The organism is Desulfotignum phosphitoxidans DSM 13687, from assembly GCF_000350545.1.
GTDB lineage: Bacteria > Desulfobacterota > Desulfobacteria > Desulfobacterales > Desulfobacteraceae > Desulfotignum > Desulfotignum phosphitoxidans.
In genome coordinates this window covers 145,156-161,531 of sequence record NZ_APJX01000004.1, presented here as the reverse complement: position 1 = coordinate 161,531, position 16,376 = coordinate 145,156, and the positions used below count along the sequence as shown (strand labels likewise).

Sequence of the window (16,376 nt, the reverse complement as noted above, 5' to 3'; positions counted from 1 at the left end):
AAGAAAATGGAGAAATCAGAAACTGTGCTGCCCGGACATGCCCGGGTAATCATTATCGGCGGGGGCATTATCGGGTGCTCCATTGCCTATCATCTGGGACAGATGGGATGCAAAGAGGTGGTGCTCCTGGAGAAAGATGAACTTACCAGCGGCACCACCTGGCATGCGGCCGGGCTGATGGTGACCTTTGGGTCTTTGTCTGAAACCGCCACACAGATGCGGATTTATGGCCGGGACCTGTATACCCGGCTGGAGGAAGAAACCGGTCTGTCCACAGGATTCACCCCCGTGGGTTTCATCGAGGCGGCCGCCAATCGGGACCGGCTGGAGGAATACCGCCGGGTGGCAGCCTTCAACCGCTACTGCGGGGTGGATGTCCATGAAATATCTCCCAAGGAGATCAAAGACCTGTTTCCCCTGGCCCGGGTGGATGATCTTCTGGCCGGGTTTTATGTCAAAGAAGACGGCCGGGTCAACCCGGTGGACGCCACCATGGCCCTGGCCAGGGGCGCCAGGAATTTCGGTGTAAAAATACTTGAAAAAACGGCAGTGACCGGCCTGATCAAAAAGAACGGGTCCGTGGCCGGCGTGAAGACGGCTTTTGGCAACATTCAGGCAGATGCGGTGGTCAACTGCGCCGGCATGTGGGCACGGCAGCTCGGGGCGGTGGACGGCATCAACATTCCCAACCAGGCGGCCGAGCATTATTACCTGATCACCGAAGAGCTGGACAATATTCCCAAAAACATGCCGGTGCTGGAAGACCCTTCCCATTACGGGTATTACAGAGAAGAGGTGGGGGGACTGATGATCGGGCTGTTCGAGCCCAGGTGCGCCCCCTGGAAGATCGGCCGGGTGCCGGAAGATTTCACCTTCGGGGAGATTGCACCGGACTGGGACCGCATGGGACCGTTTCTGGAAAAAGCCATGTCCCGGGTGCCGGTGACCATGGCGCTGGGCGTGAAAAAGTTTTTCTGCGGCCCGGAAAGCTTTACCCCGGATCTCCAGGCCATCATCGGCGAGGCCCCGGAGCTGAAAAACTATTTTGTGACCGCAGGACTCAATTCAGTGGGAATTATCATGGGGCCGGGTCTCGGGCAGATGATGGCCCGGTGGATCATGACCGGAAATCCCCAGGCGGACATCACCGGGTTTAACATGGCCCGGCTCCACACCTTTCAGAACAACCCGGAATACCGGCGGCACCGCACCGTGGAATCCCTTGGCATGGTGTACCAGTGTCATTATCCCTATCAATCCATGAAAACCGCCCGGGGGGCCAAAAGATCGGCTGTTTATGACCGATTGAAGGCAAAGGGTGCGTATTTCAGGGATGTCAGCGGCTGGGAAGGGGCGGACTGGTTTGCCCCGACACCCCAGCAGGCGGTCATCGAAAAACATGCCTGGGGCCGGGAGCCCTGGTTTGGGTTCTGGGAGGCGGAGCACAGGGCTGCCCGGGAAAACGTGGTGCTCATGGACATGTCATTCATGCCCAAATTCCTGGTTCAGGGAAAAGACAGCGGAAAGGTGCTCAATTATATCTGCGCCAATCACGTGAACGGCCCGGCCGGGCGGATCACCTACACCACCTGCCTGAACAAAGAGGGCCAGGTGATGGCGGATCTCACCGTTACCAAGCTTTCGTCAGACCGGTTTTTCGTGGTGGTGACCGATACCATCCACCGCCACGCACTGGCCTGGATCCAAAGACATATCCCGGACACGGCCCATGCATTTGTGACGGACATGACTTCGGCCTATGCCCAGTTGAATATACAGGGACCAAAGTCACGGGACCTGCTGCAGTCGGTAACCGACACCGACCTGGCCAATGACCTGTTCCCCTTCCGGCATGCACAAAAGATCGCCATCGGGTACGGCCGGGTCCTGTGCGTGCGCATCACCTATGTGGGGGAACTGGGGTATGAACTGTATATCCCAACGGAACAGGCCGTGCACGTGTATGACACCCTGGTGGAAGCAGGAAAACCGTTTGGCCTGACCCATGCCGGGTTAAAGGCACTGGGCAGCCTGCGCCTGGAAAAAGGATACCGGGATTACGGCCATGACATGGACAACACCGATAATCCATATGAAGCCGGCCTGGGGTTCACGGTCCGGCTGGACAAGCCGGGTGATTTCATCGGAAAAGAGGCGTGTATCGCCAAAAAAGCGGCCGGCCCCTTGCAGCGGCGCCTGGCCCAGGTCCTGGTCAAGGATCCGGAACCGTTGCTGCACCATGGTGAGGTCATTTTTCGGAACAAAAAACCGGCCGGGTATGTGCGGTCCGGTTCCTACGGGTATACCCTGGGCGGAGCCGTAGGGCTGTTCATGATCGAGGCGGATGAACCGGTGGATGCGGCATATGTGAAAAATGGCAGGTGGGAGATCGATATTGCCGGAAAAACTTTTCCGGCAGCTGTTTCCCTGACACCGTTATATGACCCTGAAATGAAAAGAGTAAAAGGATGATGTGAGCTGAAGCGGAGGGTGGATCGGACAAGATCACATGGACTCTAAATCCATGCAGCCGGGTGCGATTTTTGGACGCTTCGCAACAAAAGTATCAACAATGTTGACACAACACCTTTTGAGTTATAGTATGTTGATACAATGTATCAATAAAGGGTGTAAAAATGACAGAACTGGTGATCAGAAAATGGGGCAACAGCCTGGCGGCAAGAATACCGAGAGCCATTGCCCGCGTGGTTAATCTTGAAAAAGATCAAACCGTTACCATAGAGGCAAAAGAGGGAAGGATTATTATTACCCCGGTCAAGGAGAAAAAAGAATATACCCTGGATGAACTTTTGAATCAAAGTGATCCCAAAGCAGTTGTCCTGGATGAAGATGATAAAAAATGGATCAATGCTGAGCCTGTTGGAAGAGAATGGTAATGGCGGTAAAATCCCAAAATAAACCGTATATCCCTGAACGAGGTGACCTTGTCTGGACGGATTTTGACCCGGCAGCCGGTCATGAGCAGATGGGACGGCGACCAGCCCTGGTCCTTTCTCCTGCGGTATTCAATAAAAAAATATTGCTTGCCCTGGTTGCTCCGGTGACAAGCAGGGTCCGGGGCCATGGATTTGAGGTCGCAGTCGCTGGAAACAAGATATCCGGGGTCGTATTGTGTCATCAAATCAAGATGATCGATTTTGTTGAGCGGGGCTGGCAGTTTGCAGAAAAAGCCCCGAAATCAGTTGTAAGCGAAGCGTTGGCAAAAGTGAAAGTTATCGTAACAGAATAAATGAATGCAGGTCTCGGACCGGATATCACCGGCAGTTATCTGCCGGCCCTTACGATCGGTTTTGCAGCAGCGGGGATATGAAAAACCAGGCCAGGCCCAGAATCTGGAGGCTCAGGCACCGGTTTTTGTCCGATTCCGGCACCACTGTGAACACGGCAGCCGCCATCAGGACACATAGAACGCCCAGACCCAGGAATACCCCCCGCCAGTCAGTGAATCTCAAAGCAAATTCCACCGGGGTGAAGGCGGCCAGGACGTCTAAGCCGCCGGCCGCCATCTGGAATCCGTTGATCCGGAACAGGCAGGAAAGAAAATATCCGAGCCGCAAAAGGCAGAAACACCCGGACCAGGAGGGCAGGGGCCAGGGGGTTGGCCGATGGATTCACCGCTGTTCTGCGCATGCCGTCGGGTTTTGTCATGCCGCCCCTGAAGATCCTGTTCCCGCATCCGGGTGTTTGGTCCGTGGTTACAAAATTTTATTCACGGTTTCCATGGACAAGTTGAACACTTTTTCATTAAACCGGGATTTTAAGGCAAAGACAAGCATATCTTTGTTGAGCACGATTTCATGTTTTGCCAGCACGGCCAGAGAGGCCAGAGCCCAGTCGGTCTTTTTGATTTTCATGGCCTTGAAATCGATCTCTTCCACCTGTGCCGGGGTGTCGGGAATGGCCACGCTGGCTTCCTTGAGCACATAGGTATCCGGGGACAGGGTGGCAAAAATCTTTTGCCGCCGGGCCACGCCTTCATCACTTAAAGCCAGCACCACAGTGGGGGATTCGATGCCGGTGTATCCGATTTTTTCCGGGGACAGCAGGATTTCCGAGACGGACTGGCCCCTGAGCACGGTGATGTTGTAATCATTTTTAATGGACACGTTCAGCCCGCCGGAGATTCCGGCAAAACAGACCATATCCCCGGCAGTGACGATGCGCATGCCGGCCGATCCCAGAATCACCACCTCGTGCCGTCTGGCATCGGGCATGTCAAACTGCTTTTTGACCACAAAGGGGTCGGGGAATTTGCCTTTTTCCTTTGCCAGCTGCCGGTATCTGTCTCCATATTCGGGCCGCTGGTTTTTCTCGATCACCCCGCCCGGAGACGGTCTTTGTTCGATCATCTGGTCGATCACTTTGGGAGTGAGCTGATTGCGTTTGGTGTACCGGCCCGTGCACAGGCCCAAAGTTTCCACAACAGAAAATCCCTTGTGTTTCATGGCTGAGACCAGTTCATCGGACAGTCCGTCATCCATCCCGGAGATCCGGGACACATAGCTGGCACCGGCACTTTCCACCACACCGCAGATGTCCATGGGAATTTCCGCCTGGTTGAGAAATTCGGATCCCACCACGGCATCACTGGGTGTTGTGGCCGAATACTGGCCCCCGGTCATGCCGAAGTTGAAGTTGTTCAAAATGATCAGGGTCAAATCCATGTTTTTCCGGCAGGCGGACAGCACATGGGCGCCGCCGATACCCATGCCGCCGTCTCCCATGGTCACGATGACGTTCAGGGACGGATCAGCCAGTTTCAGGCCGGCGGCATAGGTCAATGCCCGGCCATGAACCCCGTGCAGGGCATGGACATTGAAAAACGTGTCAAACAGACCGGAACACCCGATATCGGTGACGATCACGGTTTTATGATCCGGGATGCCCATCTTTATCAGCGCAGCATCCAGGCTTTTGGTAATGCGTTCATGGGTGCAGCCCGGGCAGAATACCGGGGGTCGGCTGGTATTTAAAAAGCTATTCATTTTCAATGGTCTCCATAATCTTGGCAGGGGGGATCATCGTGCCGTTCATCTGGCCGTAAAATTTTACGGGTTTGCCGCACAGCACGCGTTTGATCTCATTGACGTACTGGCCCAGGTTCATCTCGATCACCACAATTTTTTTGAATCGGGCCGCTTTTTCTGCAAGCAGGGCCTCAGGAACCGGCCATAAGGTTTTCAAAGACAGGGTGGACACGGGCCGGCCTTTTGCAGCCAGGGCGGTCGCCGCATCTGTCACGGCCCGGGAGGTGATGCCGTAGGAGATGACCAGGGTGTCGGTGTCAGGCACCATGGTTTCTTCATACAGGGTGATGCGGTCCATGGCAGCGGTCAGTTTGGTGTGCAGCCGTTGCTGCATGGCGGCAATGATCTGGGGATCGATGGTGATATATCCGTCCGGGCCGTGGGTGGAAGAGGTCTGGCGTACCAGGGTAGTGCCGCCGATGGGCAGAAACGGCGGGGCTTTTTCCGGATCGGCTGCAAACGGTACATAGGGACCGGTGCCGGTGTACGGAGTGCGCTCCACCAGGGGAGGCAGATTCAGGTCATCCATGTCAAAGCTTTCCTTGGTCATGCCGATCTCCTTGTTGGAGGCGATGAACACCGGACACCGGAACTCTTCGGCAAAGTTGAACGCATGCACGGTCAATTCTAAACAATCTTTTGCATCTTTGGGTGCCAGGACAATCACGGGCGCGCCGGATGTGGATCCCCAGCGCATGAACTGGATGTCCGAGTCCGCCCCTCTTGTGGCGGAGCCGGTGGAAGGCCCTAATCGCTGAACATTGGCGATCACCAGCGGAATCTCACTGCCGATGGCAAAAGAGATGTGTTCACTGTACAGGCTGATACCCGGGCCGGAAGTGGCGGTAAGCACTTTTTTGCCGGCCATGGATGCACCGATACAGTATCCCATGGATGCAATCTCGTCTTCTCCCTGGATGCAGACACCGTCTCTGGGTGGCAGCATTTTAAGCATATTATTGAATATGGTGGTGGCCGGTGTAATGGGATAACCGGCAAAAAAATTGCAGCCGGCGGCCATGGCCCCCCTGGCAACGGCTTCGTTGCCTTCCATGAATACAGATGCCATAATGGTCTCCTTCAAAAAATTGATCGGATTCATCCAATATAAATCTGATCAGATATTTGATTAAATATTTGACGGATTTTAAAGGGTTTGCTAAAACATGTCAAGGTGTAATTCCCATATTTTTAATTGATTTTATCCGGGTGTTGATATAAGGATGACGTTCATGAAACAACCAAAAAAGACCGTGCCCAGAAAAACCAAGGAAGATTTCACCCGGGAAGCCTATATGGGCATCCGCCGGATGTTTTTTCACAACGAGATTATCCCGGGCCAGAAAGTATCATATGGAGATCTGGCCAAACGGCTGAACATGAGCACCACCCCGGTGATCCAGGCGCTGAAGCATCTGGAGTTCCAGGGGCTGGTCCGGCATGAGCCCAACAGGGGATATTATACTGAAAACGTGAGCCTGGCCGAGATTACCGAGATTTATGAGTTCCGGGAACTCATCGAGGTGTCGCTTTTGTCCGCCACCATCGAAAACATCGGCAGACGCGGGATCACCCAGTTGAAAAAAGCCCTGGACAGCCATCTGGCTGCCGTCAGGGATATTTATCTCAAAGAACGGCTGCTCAAGGACATGGAGTTTCATCTGAAACTGGCCCAGCTCTCCGACAACCAGATTCAGTTCAACACCCTGAAATATCTGTTTGATCTGCTGTATCTTAAATACCGGGGCAATATTTTGTTTGTCACGCCCATGGACCGGGTGGACAATGAGCACATTCAACTGTATGAAGCCATTGAAAACAAAGACCTGGCCCAGGCCCGTGCCGTGCTGTCCCGCCATATCGCCAACGTGAAAAAGCATGCCATTGAAAGTACCCGACGGGCATTGCAGGAAAAGCGCATTAAGATGGTGTGACCCATCATCTCAGCTCCAGCCAGTCAAACCAGATGGGGTGATTCTTTTTGTACCAGGCAAGGACCTGCCGCAGCAGTTTCTGGTCTTCTCTGGAAATGGTGGCTTCCGGAATTTTGTCAAAGTTCAGGATCATTTTGGTATCGTAAAAGCGCAATGCCTCTGAACACAGGGTCTGCAATTCATTTCGGATCCTGCCGGAATCGGAAATTTTTACGGCCCGGTGCCGGAAATCCTCACCCTTGAGAAACCGGTTCAATAAAGGGCTGAATACCAGTTTGCTTTCGTTGAAATTCTCCAGCAGGCGAAGGGCGACGGTGATCCGCTTGTCTCCGGCAGCCGTGGTGATGCGGACTGTCACCTCATAGGTGTCATCGTCAATCTGTGTGACCCCCGGGGCCCCGGTGTAGGGATCGGGCAGCATATATCCGGCTCCGGCCAGGGCCTGCCATTTTTTTTCAGAAATCAGATCATCCGCGGTAATGGTCCGGGAGTTCAGGGGGATACCGGCTTTTTGTGCGGCCAGGATGCTGTCTTTATACTTCTGGACAAAGTCCGGATTCAGATCCGGATCATTCACCCGATCCCGGAGCTGGTCTGCAAACGTATCACTGTCCGGATCCAGTTTCATGGCTGCCGCATCCAGAGGCGCGGTGAACCGGAACCGGGAAGACAGCACGGCCAGGGATGCGGACAGATCCAGGATCGGGGCCAGGCTGGCGGCCTGGATGGCTTCGGCCGACGCCGCATATCCGTCCACAATGAACAGGTGGGTGTCGTTATCTTCGTCCTGCCAGTCCCCGATGGTCAGGGTCGGGGCATAGGTGCCGGAATCGGTGAACGGCGTCCATCCGTTGGGCAGCATCCAGTCGTCATTCACCAGATGGGCCCCGGCCGCTTCCCATTGTTCCCATAGGTAACCGATGCGGCCGGCCCGGCTGTCGCCTTTCAGGGTCCACACATGGATATGCCCGGGTTCAATCCCGGGATAGGCTTTCTGAATCGCTTCAACCACCCGGTGGCGGGGGGTGAAGAAATCAATGAGAATGGAATCCTTGGCAGCCCGGTCCACCACTTTTTTGGGGATCACCAGGTTGCCGATATATCCTTCGTACTGATCTGAGATGGCCAGGGGCTGATCAAACAGATGCAGCACGGTCAAAGGACCGGCCGCTTCTCCTTTGGCAAACCGGGAAGTGTTTTCCAGGGTATCGATGGCCGCGCCCCAGATGGTGATCCCCTCCCGGGCGATGGTCTTCTTGAAATCTTCCCAGGAAAAAGCGGGATCATTGATGAGCCGGTTGACCCAGGTTTCCAGAAATTTGGCCACCTGGGGCCGGGCATAAATCCGGCCGAATCCCAGCAGCGGATTGGCCCCCATTTCCGATGTTTCCCCGGCCTTGGGCATCAGGCCTTCGCCCAGACAGACCATGATGGCATGGTTTTCCGGCAGGGTCCGGGTCAGGTACCACAGACTTTCACTCATGGCATAGGCGGAAATGGCATCCGCGTCTTTTTTGACAATGTTCAGCCCGGTTTTATCCAGCCCGGCGCCCTGGCCGTACCGGCCGAACAGCCGGGTGCCCAACGCTGTCACCGCCAGGGTCATGGCCAGCATCTTTTCGGTGCGCGGATCAGTGAACGAAATGCTGTCCAGCAGGTCATCGGCCGGTTTTCCCCGGAGCCATTCAATGTGCACATTTTCCAGCCACAGGTGGAGCCGGCCCAAAATGGGCCGGCAGTCAAAGGCCCATTGGGCCACAAGATTTTTCTGTTTCATCGGGTGTGTGTCCATGGTCTGCCCCCATGTATGAAATTGCGGTGTCATCGGGCTTATCAGCCAAACAGGTATCATTTACCTGGAAAATCTGTCAAGGATTAAACGGCAGGTATTGTCAGAAGTGCCGCCGCTGGGGTGGGGGGCTGGAAAAAAGAGTGTACGCCGGGACTTGTCCTTTACCCCTGGTTTGGGATATGGTGACAGTCATGGCAGACCGCAAATTTTCATATCCAGCGGTTCAGGCCCCGCAGGATGGACACTCCGATATCCCGGCGAACCAGGGGATGATCCGGGAACAGTTGCGCGGGGTGGTGGACCGGGTGACCTATCACAATCCGGACAACGGGTGGTCTGTGCTCCAGATCCTGCCTTTTGACGCGCCGGGCCGGCGGGAAACCGTGCTGGTGCATCAGACAAAGGTATTTGCCGGGGCCACCATGAGTTTTGAAGGGGCCTGGCAGACACATCCCAGATATGGGCGCCAGTTTTCCGCCACCCGGGCTGAAGAACAAAAACCCGCATCCGCCGGGGCCCTGGAAAAATATATCGGGTCCGGCCTTATCAAAGGGGTGGGGCCTAAAACCGCGAAAAAAATTGTCAGGCATTTCAGGGACCAGACCCTGGACGTGTTTGAAAACCAGATCCACCGCCTTGTGGAGGTCCCGGGTATTGCCGAAAAAAAACTGGAGATGATCTCCGCCGCCTGGATCGAACACCGGGCCATCCGGGATGTGATGATGTTTTTGCAGTCCCATGGTATTTCCACCCTGTTTTCCGTGCGCATTTACAAGGCCTATGGGGATGAGGCCATTGCCAGGGTCATGGATGACCCCTATTGCCTGGCGGATGATTTTTATGGGATCGGCTTTTTTTCCGCTGACAAGGTGGCCTTGAGCATCGGTCTGGCAACCGACAGCCCCCGGCGTATTGTTGCGGGCATCCGCCATGTGCTGTCTGCGGCCAGAAATTTCGGTCATTGTTTTCTGACCTTTTCTCAAATTAAAACGCAGGTGGAAGAACTGCTGGGCCTGGATCTGTCCCGGGGCCTGGATGGGGTGCTGGAAACCATGGAAGCCGACCGGCTGCTCATGCGCCGGACCCTGGTGCCGGCGCCCGGAGAACCCAGCCAGGCCTGTTATTATGCCAGATCTCTGTATTTTGACGAACTGTATGTGGCCCGGCGCATGGCACAGATGACCGACCCGCCGGATGTGGACACAACCCGGATCCGCCGGTGGGTCCAGCTTTATACCCGGTCCAGGCATCTGCAATTGAGTGAGGAACAGGCCGGCGCAATCCAGGGGATCACCGGCAAAGGGGTTTCCATTCTCACGGGCGGGCCGGGCTGCGGCAAGACCACAGCCACCCGGGTTTTGGTGGCGCTTCTGGAAGCCATGAAACGCCGGGTGGTGCTGGCGGCCCCCACGGGCCGGGCCGCCCAGCGCATGGGGGAGGTGATCGGCAGAGACGCCAAAACCATTCACCGGCTTTTGGGGTGGGCCAACGGGCAGTTCAAGAAAAATGAGGATACTCCCCTTAAAGCCGATTTTCTGGTGGTGGATGAAAGCTCCATGCTGGATATCAGCCTGACCGCTTCTTTGCTCAAAGCCGTGCCTGAAGGGTGTCAGGTGGTGTTTATCGGAGATTATGACCAGCTGCCGTCCGTGGGGGCCGGCAATGTGCTCAAGGACCTGATCGGGTCGGGCATTGTTTCCTGTTTCCGGTTGACGCAGATTTTCCGCCAGGCGGCCCAGTCATTGATTATTCAGTATGCCCACCAGATCAACAGCGGGAACATGCCCTGGATCGCCTCGCCGTTCAAGGACCCGTCCGTGTGGCATAAAAAAACCGACTGTCTGTTTCTGGACGCGGATGAAGCCACTGCTGAACAGCTGCAGTTCATCCGGCGGATCAAGGCCCTGACAGACGTGAATAAAGAAGAGGTGACCAAAGATCTTGATGATCCGGATCTGTTTGAGTTTCGGGTGAAAGAACCGGTGCGGCCCTACGAAACCGAGATCCAGATTCCTGAAAAATTCGCCCATGTCAACCTGGACCAGGTGGCTGCCGCCGGCACCCGGGTGGAGGAGCTTCTGGCTGTGCTTAAAAAGGTCCACCCCTGGTCTTGTTTGCATTATGGGCTGACAGCCGTGGATGTGATCCGGAAACTCTATATGGAATGGATTCCCAGATATCATGGGGCATCCATGGAAATCCAGATCCTTTCTCCCATGACAAGGGGATCCTTGGGCACGGTGAACCTGAATCGGGTGATCCAGGAGACTGCTAATCCCCAGGCGCCCGGCAAAGCCCAGATTACCGTGGGCCAGCGGGTGTTCCGGAAAGGGGACCGGGTCATCCACCGGAAAAACAATTATGATCTGAACGTATTCAACGGCGATATCGGCACGATCACCGCCATTGATGCCGCTGATCTGACCCTGTCCGTGGTGTTTTCTTCCGATACCCCGCCGGTGCAGTACCGCCAGGCCGATATCCTGGAACTGGACCTGGCCTATGCCGTGACCATCCATAAATCCCAGGGATCGGAATTCGAGGCCGTGATCATCCCGGTGATGACCCAGCATTTCAAGATGCTGTTCCGCAACCTGATCTATACCGGGATCACCCGGGCAAAGAAACTGGCCGTGTTTGTGGGCACCCGGCGGGCCCTGGCCATGGCTGTGAAAAACCAGGATATCTCAAAACGCCAGACCGCCCTGGCCCAGCTGCTTAAGGACGAAGCAGCCGGATAAACTCGGGAATGCTGCTGTTTTTGTGGAACCGCAAATGGACCCGGGCCCGGGTCATGGCCACATAGATCAGGTTGAACTCGTCCGGATCCGCCCCGGCGGGATCAATGAGAAGGCCGTCTTTGACCAGGGAAACAAAATCATCCATGATCAGAACATTGTTCCATTCCAGACCCTTGGCCTTGTGGGCCGTGGTCAAAAGAATTCCGGCCTGTTCAGGGGGCCGGGCCGTTTGCCTGATCCGATCCACATGGGACCGCAGGGAAGGGCCGTATTTTTCCACCACCGCACACACCGAAGACAGTTCCAGATCCTCCACGGTCGTGGCATAGGACTTGAGATCCCCAAAATTGGAAAACCCTTTGATAAAGGGATCCTGAACCCGGGTCCTGGTCTTGTCATATAGAAATGAAACCGATGTGAGCAGATCCAGGCGGTATCCCTGGATTCCGCCGGCAAACCCGATATCATGGGTTTTGTAAAGCTGGACTGCCCGGTCAAACAGCACGGCATTGGTGCGGGCGATAATCGTATGGCCATGGGGATCCCAGGGGACCTTTTTTTTCGGGTTAGCCGTACCCTTAAGCTGCCGGGTTTCTTTTTTAAAGACAGACAGCACCATGTTGGCGGCTTTGGCAATATTGTTGTCAAACCGGAAACTCTGGGTCAGATAGCAGGTCTGGTGGGCCGCAAGCGTTTTCAGGGTATCTTTGGCGCCTCTGAAACTGTAGATCTGCTGGTGGTTGTCTCCTACCACGATAATGGCCGGTTTTTTTTCAGGCCGGTCCGATTTGACCTGGGACAGGACAATGGCACTTACCACCGGGTTGATGTCCTGGGCTTCGTCCAGCAGGATACAGTCGAAATTTAAAACCGGGTCGGACAGCTGGTACAGCTTGAGATACCCGTCATGAAGCATGCCGATATCCGGATGATCCCCGGTACACATCAGACGCCCCAGACGATTGGCATGGGCCACCAGGTCCGGCATTTTTAAGCCCTGACGCTGATAATGACCCCGGGCCGAAGCAGGAACATGGGAAAAATTCACCACCGGATCAGCGGACACCAGGTACTGATGCAGGGTTTCCATGGTGAATCGCGCGGTTTCATAATTATCCAGGTTCAGGGCATCCATGACCTGATTGGCCCGGAACCGCTGCACCAGCCGGTTTTTATGAGGAACTCCTTTGACCCGGAAGCCTAAGGAATGGGCGGTGCGGGCCATGACATTGGAGGGAAATTTTCTGGCGGCTTCCTGCTGCACGCTTTTGTTGAACGCCAGATACAAAAATCGCAGTCCGGGCCGTTTTCGGGCATATGCCACCAGGGTGGTGGTCTTGCCGGTACCGGCAAAAGCCAGGATTTTGAGAATCTGTCCGGGAACCGGGTCCGTGTCAATGATCTGCTGCTGCTCGGCGGTGGGGTGTATCATGGATGACAAGACAGGACTATTGTCTGAAAAACCCTTTTTTTTCCAGAAAGGCTTTCATGTGGGGCCGGATCACCTGGCCGGTGAAATCCGCCATCTGCCGGGTCCAGGTCCGGTCTTTGAGGGTGGGTGACCGTTTTTCATAATAGGTCTGGATCTTTTGATCATAGTCTGTCAAAGGTTTCTGTTCCATGGCCGAAGGGAACCGGTCCTTATGAAACACCGCACCCACCGGCAGCCGGGGTTTGGGAGCGGGATCATCGTCCGGATATCCCAGACACATGCCGAACACGGGATATGCGTGTTCAGGGATGTGCAGCAGGTCACTCACCAGATCCGGGTCATTGCGGATTCCGCCGATAAACACCCCGCCAATGCCTACAGATTCGGCTCCCAGCATCAGACTCTGGGCCATCAGGGCCGTATCCACAGTGGCCACCAGCAGCTGCTCGGCCCATCCGGTTTCAGGGGCGGCGTTATGACGGCGGCAGGCATGCACCAGCCGGGTCAGATCGGCACAGAACACCAGGAACACCGGGGCCTGGGCCACCCAGGGCTGGGGACCGGCCATGTCGGCGATTTTCTGCCGCGTATCCGCATCAGTCACCTGAATAATGGTGTATGCCTGAACATGATGGGACGTGCTGGTGCACTGGGCTGCGGAAATCAATGATGTGAGCAGGGTTTCATCCACGGATTTTGCAGTGAATTTCCGGATGGACCGGTGGGCGGACAAAAGGTTCAGAACAGAGGTCATGATGTTTCCTTCACCAAATGGGTTGTGATCTTTAAAGCAGGCTATCATTTCCGGGCCGTTGTTTCAAGCGACGTTGAAAAGGAAACGGCGTTGTGTTTGCATGTATTTTGAATTATCATAACTGAAGAAACAATGACTGAGGATCAGAAAAAATTGACCACAGAAAACACCGTTGTTTATTGGGGGTACGATGATAAAATATAGAGAACCTATGAAAATCAAAAAAGGATTTCAACTTACGCTGAAATCCTTATGAATTCAATGGCTGGGTGACTAGGATTCGAACCTAGATTGACGGAGTCAGAGTCCGTAGTCCTGCCATTGGACGATCACCCACCAGTGCTGAATGTCCGGGGTTTATACATCAAAGACCCGGCCGTGTCAAGGACTTTCTGGTTGTTTGCCGGGATCGAAAAATCCCCGTTACCTTTAAGCGGATAAATTGAATGAAAGCAATAAAAGATGACAGATGAATCAACTTCTGCGTGTGATGCAAACAAATTGACGCTCAAAGCCGGATTAAAAAAGTTGAAAACCGCGGCGGTGGCATTTTCCGGCGGGGTGGATTCCGCTTTTCTGCTGGCAGTGGCCGCTGAATCCGGTTTGGAGAATCTGCTGGCAGTGACTGTGGAATCCGCGTTTGTAACCAAACAGGAGATTCGGCAGGCCCGGCAGACAGCCAAAGATCTCGGGGTTGCGCATCAGGTGGTAAAACTCGATATTCTGAGCCATGAACAGGTGACGGCAAACACACTGGCGCGCTGTTATCATTGTAAAAACGTGGTATTCTCTGTGATCCGCAGGGTTGCGGACAAAAATGGGATCACCCATGTGCTGCACGGGGTGAACACCGATGATCTGGGCGATTTCCGGCCCGGTCTGAAAGCAGCCGAAGAACTGGGAGTCCGTGCCCCCCTGGTCGAGGCCGGGTTTTCCAAACACCGGATTCGTACCTGTTCCAGGCAGATGGGTCTGGCGACCTGGGACCTGCCGTCTCAATCCTGTCTGGCTACCCGGATTCCTTTTTTTGATGTGATCACAGAAAAGGCCCTGGTTCGCATTGATCAGGCCGAACAATTTCTCCGGTCTCTGGGATTTTTTCATGTCCGGGTGCGGTGCCATGGCACCGTGGCCCGCATCGAAATCGAAGCAGCCGCCATTGAAGCCATGGTGGCGCATCGCAAACAGATCTCAGTGGCCCTCAAAACGATCGGGTTCACTTTTGTAAGTCTGGACCTGGACGGGTATCACACCGGGAAAATGAATCCGAGCTAAATAAATGCAATCAGGACTTCAGAATCGATCGACAGACGATAAGAGAAACAGGGATGACACAGCAGTGGCTGACAATAAAACCCAAACTGAAGCAGACAGGAAGCACGGAATATGAAATATTCACAGGCACAGCCGGGCCGGGTCTTTGTGATCCGCCTGGAAGACGGAGAGGTGATTCATGAGGTTATTGAGACATTTGCCAGGAACCAGGGGGTCCGGGCAGCCTCACTGGTGGTTTTGGGCGGGGCTGACAAAGGCAGCGAACTGGTGACCGGACCAAAGCAGGGCCGTCGGTTCCCGGTCACGCCACAGACCCATGTCCTGGAGGAGGTCCATGAAGTGACCGGCACCGGGACCCTGTTCCCGGATGAAACCGGCAATCCGGTGCTGCACATGCACCTGGCCTGCGGCAGGGGAGACACAACGGTGACCGGGTGTATCCGCAAAGGAGTCAAGGTATGGCAGATGATGGAGGTGATACTTTATGAACTGACCGGCGCCGGCGGGGTACGCAAAAAAGATGAGGTCACCGGGTTTGCCATGTTGGTGCCCTGAAGAGCCGCCCGACCTGAAAACCGGTGACGTCTTTATCAGGCCGAAGCAGGCGCAGTTAAAAAAAATGGCTGCGCCTGCAAGGTAAGATGGCTTACCGGGACTGGATCTCCAGGTGATTGAAAAAATAGCTGATTTCAAAAGCAGCGGTTTCCGGGGCATCGGATCCGTGGACCACATTCTTTTCAATGTCAGTGGCATACTCGCGGCGGATGGTACCTTCTTCCGCTTCTTTGAAATTGGTGGCACCCATGATTTTGCGGTTTTCGGCAATTACGTTTTCGCCTTCCAGCACCATGACAACAATGGGACCGGAGGTCATGAAATCAGTGAGGCTGTCGAAAAACGGACGTTCTTTGTGAACGGCATAAAATCCCTGGGCCTGGGATTTGGTCAGGTGGATCATTTTCATGGCAGCGATTTTGATGCCCGCGCTTTCAAAACGTTTGATTACCTCGCCGATGATGTTTTTTGCCACCCCGTCGGGCTTGATAATGGACAGTGTTCTTTCCACGGTTGGTTTTCCTTTCTTCAATTGTAATAAAGTTTGTCCAGGCAGGACAGGATCAATGGCTGATGGTGCAATGGTTGAGACCCTGTCATGAAGGATTTGTGTGAATCAGAAGGGGAAATTACCATATCCGTGTATTGTAAGTCAATATAAGGGCCGGTTCTTCAAAAGAATTGTTGACAATAAAAAATTAATGCACTATTAGTCAGGTGTTATTCAGATAATACCAGTCCATGGTCTGTATTTTTCCATATTTGGTTGTATTCGAAAATTCCAGACATCAAAGACGTCCTGTAAAATCGACTGATCCTTGCCAGAAAATGAAATTATGCCGGAA

The 16,376-nt window shown here is 54.4% G+C and carries 14 protein-coding genes and 1 tRNA gene; 7 read left to right on the top strand and 8 right to left on the bottom strand.

Going from position 1 to position 16,376, the window contains the following annotated elements; translation table 11 throughout:
* Positions 1-6 precede the first annotated feature (6 nt).
* From DPO_RS10440 to DPO_RS10430, 3 genes are all read left to right on the top strand, one after another.
* Positions 7-2,472, top strand: a complete 2,466-nt coding sequence (locus tag DPO_RS10440) for a GcvT family protein (RefSeq protein ID WP_006965844.1) — start codon at positions 7-9, stop codon at positions 2,470-2,472.
* A gap of 164 nt (positions 2,473-2,636) precedes the next feature.
* The gene (locus DPO_RS10435; RefSeq protein ID WP_006965843.1) at positions 2,637-2,897 is read left to right on the top strand and encodes an AbrB/MazE/SpoVT family DNA-binding domain-containing protein; all 261 of its coding nucleotides are present in this window, start codon (positions 2,637-2,639) and stop codon (positions 2,895-2,897) included.
* Positions 2,897-3,250 (top strand): type II toxin-antitoxin system PemK/MazF family toxin, encoded by a 354-nt coding sequence (locus DPO_RS10430; protein ID WP_024334060.1) that lies wholly within the window; start codon positions 2,897-2,899, stop codon positions 3,248-3,250. The genes DPO_RS10435 and DPO_RS10430 overlap by 1 nt, the downstream gene beginning before the upstream one ends.
* A 49-nt stretch (positions 3,251-3,299) precedes the next feature.
* Here DPO_RS10430 and DPO_RS10425 read toward each other — a convergent pair whose 3' ends face one another.
* The 3 genes from DPO_RS10425 to DPO_RS10415 all read right to left on the bottom strand — a co-directional run bounded on the left by DPO_RS10425 (position 3,300) and on the right by DPO_RS10415 (position 6,117).
* Complete coding sequence (locus DPO_RS10425) at positions 3,300-3,578, bottom strand: hypothetical protein (protein ID WP_040011816.1); 279 nt, start codon at positions 3,576-3,578, stop codon at positions 3,300-3,302.
* Between the two features lie 138 nt (positions 3,579-3,716).
* Positions 3,717-5,006, bottom strand: coding sequence for a thiamine pyrophosphate-dependent enzyme (locus DPO_RS10420; RefSeq protein ID WP_006965840.1), 1,290 nt, complete (start codon positions 5,004-5,006; stop codon positions 3,717-3,719).
* Entirely contained in the window at positions 4,999-6,117 is a 1,119-nt protein-coding gene (locus DPO_RS10415; protein WP_006965839.1) for a transketolase C-terminal domain-containing protein, read from the bottom strand. The genes DPO_RS10420 and DPO_RS10415 overlap by 8 nt, the downstream gene beginning before the upstream one ends.
* A 163-nt stretch (positions 6,118-6,280) precedes the next feature.
* Between DPO_RS10415 and DPO_RS10410 the strand changes: the two genes are divergently transcribed.
* Positions 6,281-6,982, top strand: a complete 702-nt coding sequence (locus DPO_RS10410) for a GntR family transcriptional regulator (RefSeq protein ID WP_006965838.1) — start codon at positions 6,281-6,283, stop codon at positions 6,980-6,982.
* A 4-nt stretch (positions 6,983-6,986) separates the two neighbouring features.
* On the opposite strand, the gene DPO_RS10405 is transcribed toward DPO_RS10410, so the two are convergent.
* Positions 6,987-8,774: a hypothetical protein gene (locus DPO_RS10405; RefSeq protein WP_040011815.1), complete on the bottom strand. Its 1,788-nt coding sequence runs from the start codon at positions 8,772-8,774 to the stop codon at positions 6,987-6,989.
* Positions 8,775-8,965: 191 nt separating this feature from the next.
* On the opposite strand from DPO_RS10405, the gene recD2 reads away from it, so the two are divergent.
* Entirely contained in the window at positions 8,966-11,515 is a 2,550-nt protein-coding gene (gene recD2 / locus DPO_RS10400; RefSeq protein ID WP_328284770.1) for an SF1B family DNA helicase RecD2, read from the top strand.
* On the opposite strand, the gene DPO_RS10395 is transcribed toward recD2, so the two are convergent.
* The 3 genes from DPO_RS10395 to DPO_RS10385 all read right to left on the bottom strand — a co-directional run bounded on the left by DPO_RS10395 (position 11,493) and on the right by DPO_RS10385 (position 14,037).
* Positions 11,493-12,947, bottom strand: coding sequence for a UvrD-helicase domain-containing protein (locus DPO_RS10395; RefSeq protein ID WP_006965835.1), 1,455 nt, complete (start codon positions 12,945-12,947; stop codon positions 11,493-11,495). The genes recD2 and DPO_RS10395 overlap by 23 nt on opposite strands.
* A 16-nt stretch (positions 12,948-12,963) precedes the next feature.
* On the bottom strand, positions 12,964-13,701 hold the full coding sequence (nfsA, locus tag DPO_RS10390) for an oxygen-insensitive NADPH nitroreductase (protein WP_006965834.1): 738 nt from the start codon (positions 13,699-13,701) through the stop codon (positions 12,964-12,966).
* Between the two features lie 262 nt (positions 13,702-13,963).
* Positions 13,964-14,037, bottom strand: a tRNA-Gln gene (locus DPO_RS10385).
* A gap of 126 nt (positions 14,038-14,163) precedes the next feature.
* Between DPO_RS10385 and larE the strand changes: the two genes are divergently transcribed.
* Both larE and DPO_RS10375 read left to right on the top strand, forming a co-directional pair.
* Positions 14,164-14,976, top strand: a complete 813-nt coding sequence (gene larE / locus DPO_RS10380; RefSeq protein WP_006965833.1) for an ATP-dependent sacrificial sulfur transferase LarE — start codon at positions 14,164-14,166, stop codon at positions 14,974-14,976.
* A 111-nt stretch (positions 14,977-15,087) separates the two neighbouring features.
* Positions 15,088-15,531: a PPC domain-containing DNA-binding protein gene (locus tag DPO_RS10375; protein WP_006965832.1), complete on the top strand. Its 444-nt coding sequence runs from the start codon at positions 15,088-15,090 to the stop codon at positions 15,529-15,531.
* 91 nt (positions 15,532-15,622) lie between these two features.
* Here the strand turns inward: DPO_RS10375 and ndk are convergent, their stop codons facing one another.
* Complete coding sequence (gene ndk, locus DPO_RS10370; protein ID WP_006965831.1) at positions 15,623-16,042, bottom strand: nucleoside-diphosphate kinase; 420 nt, start codon at positions 16,040-16,042, stop codon at positions 15,623-15,625.
* Between the last annotated feature and the right edge of the window lie 334 nt (positions 16,043-16,376).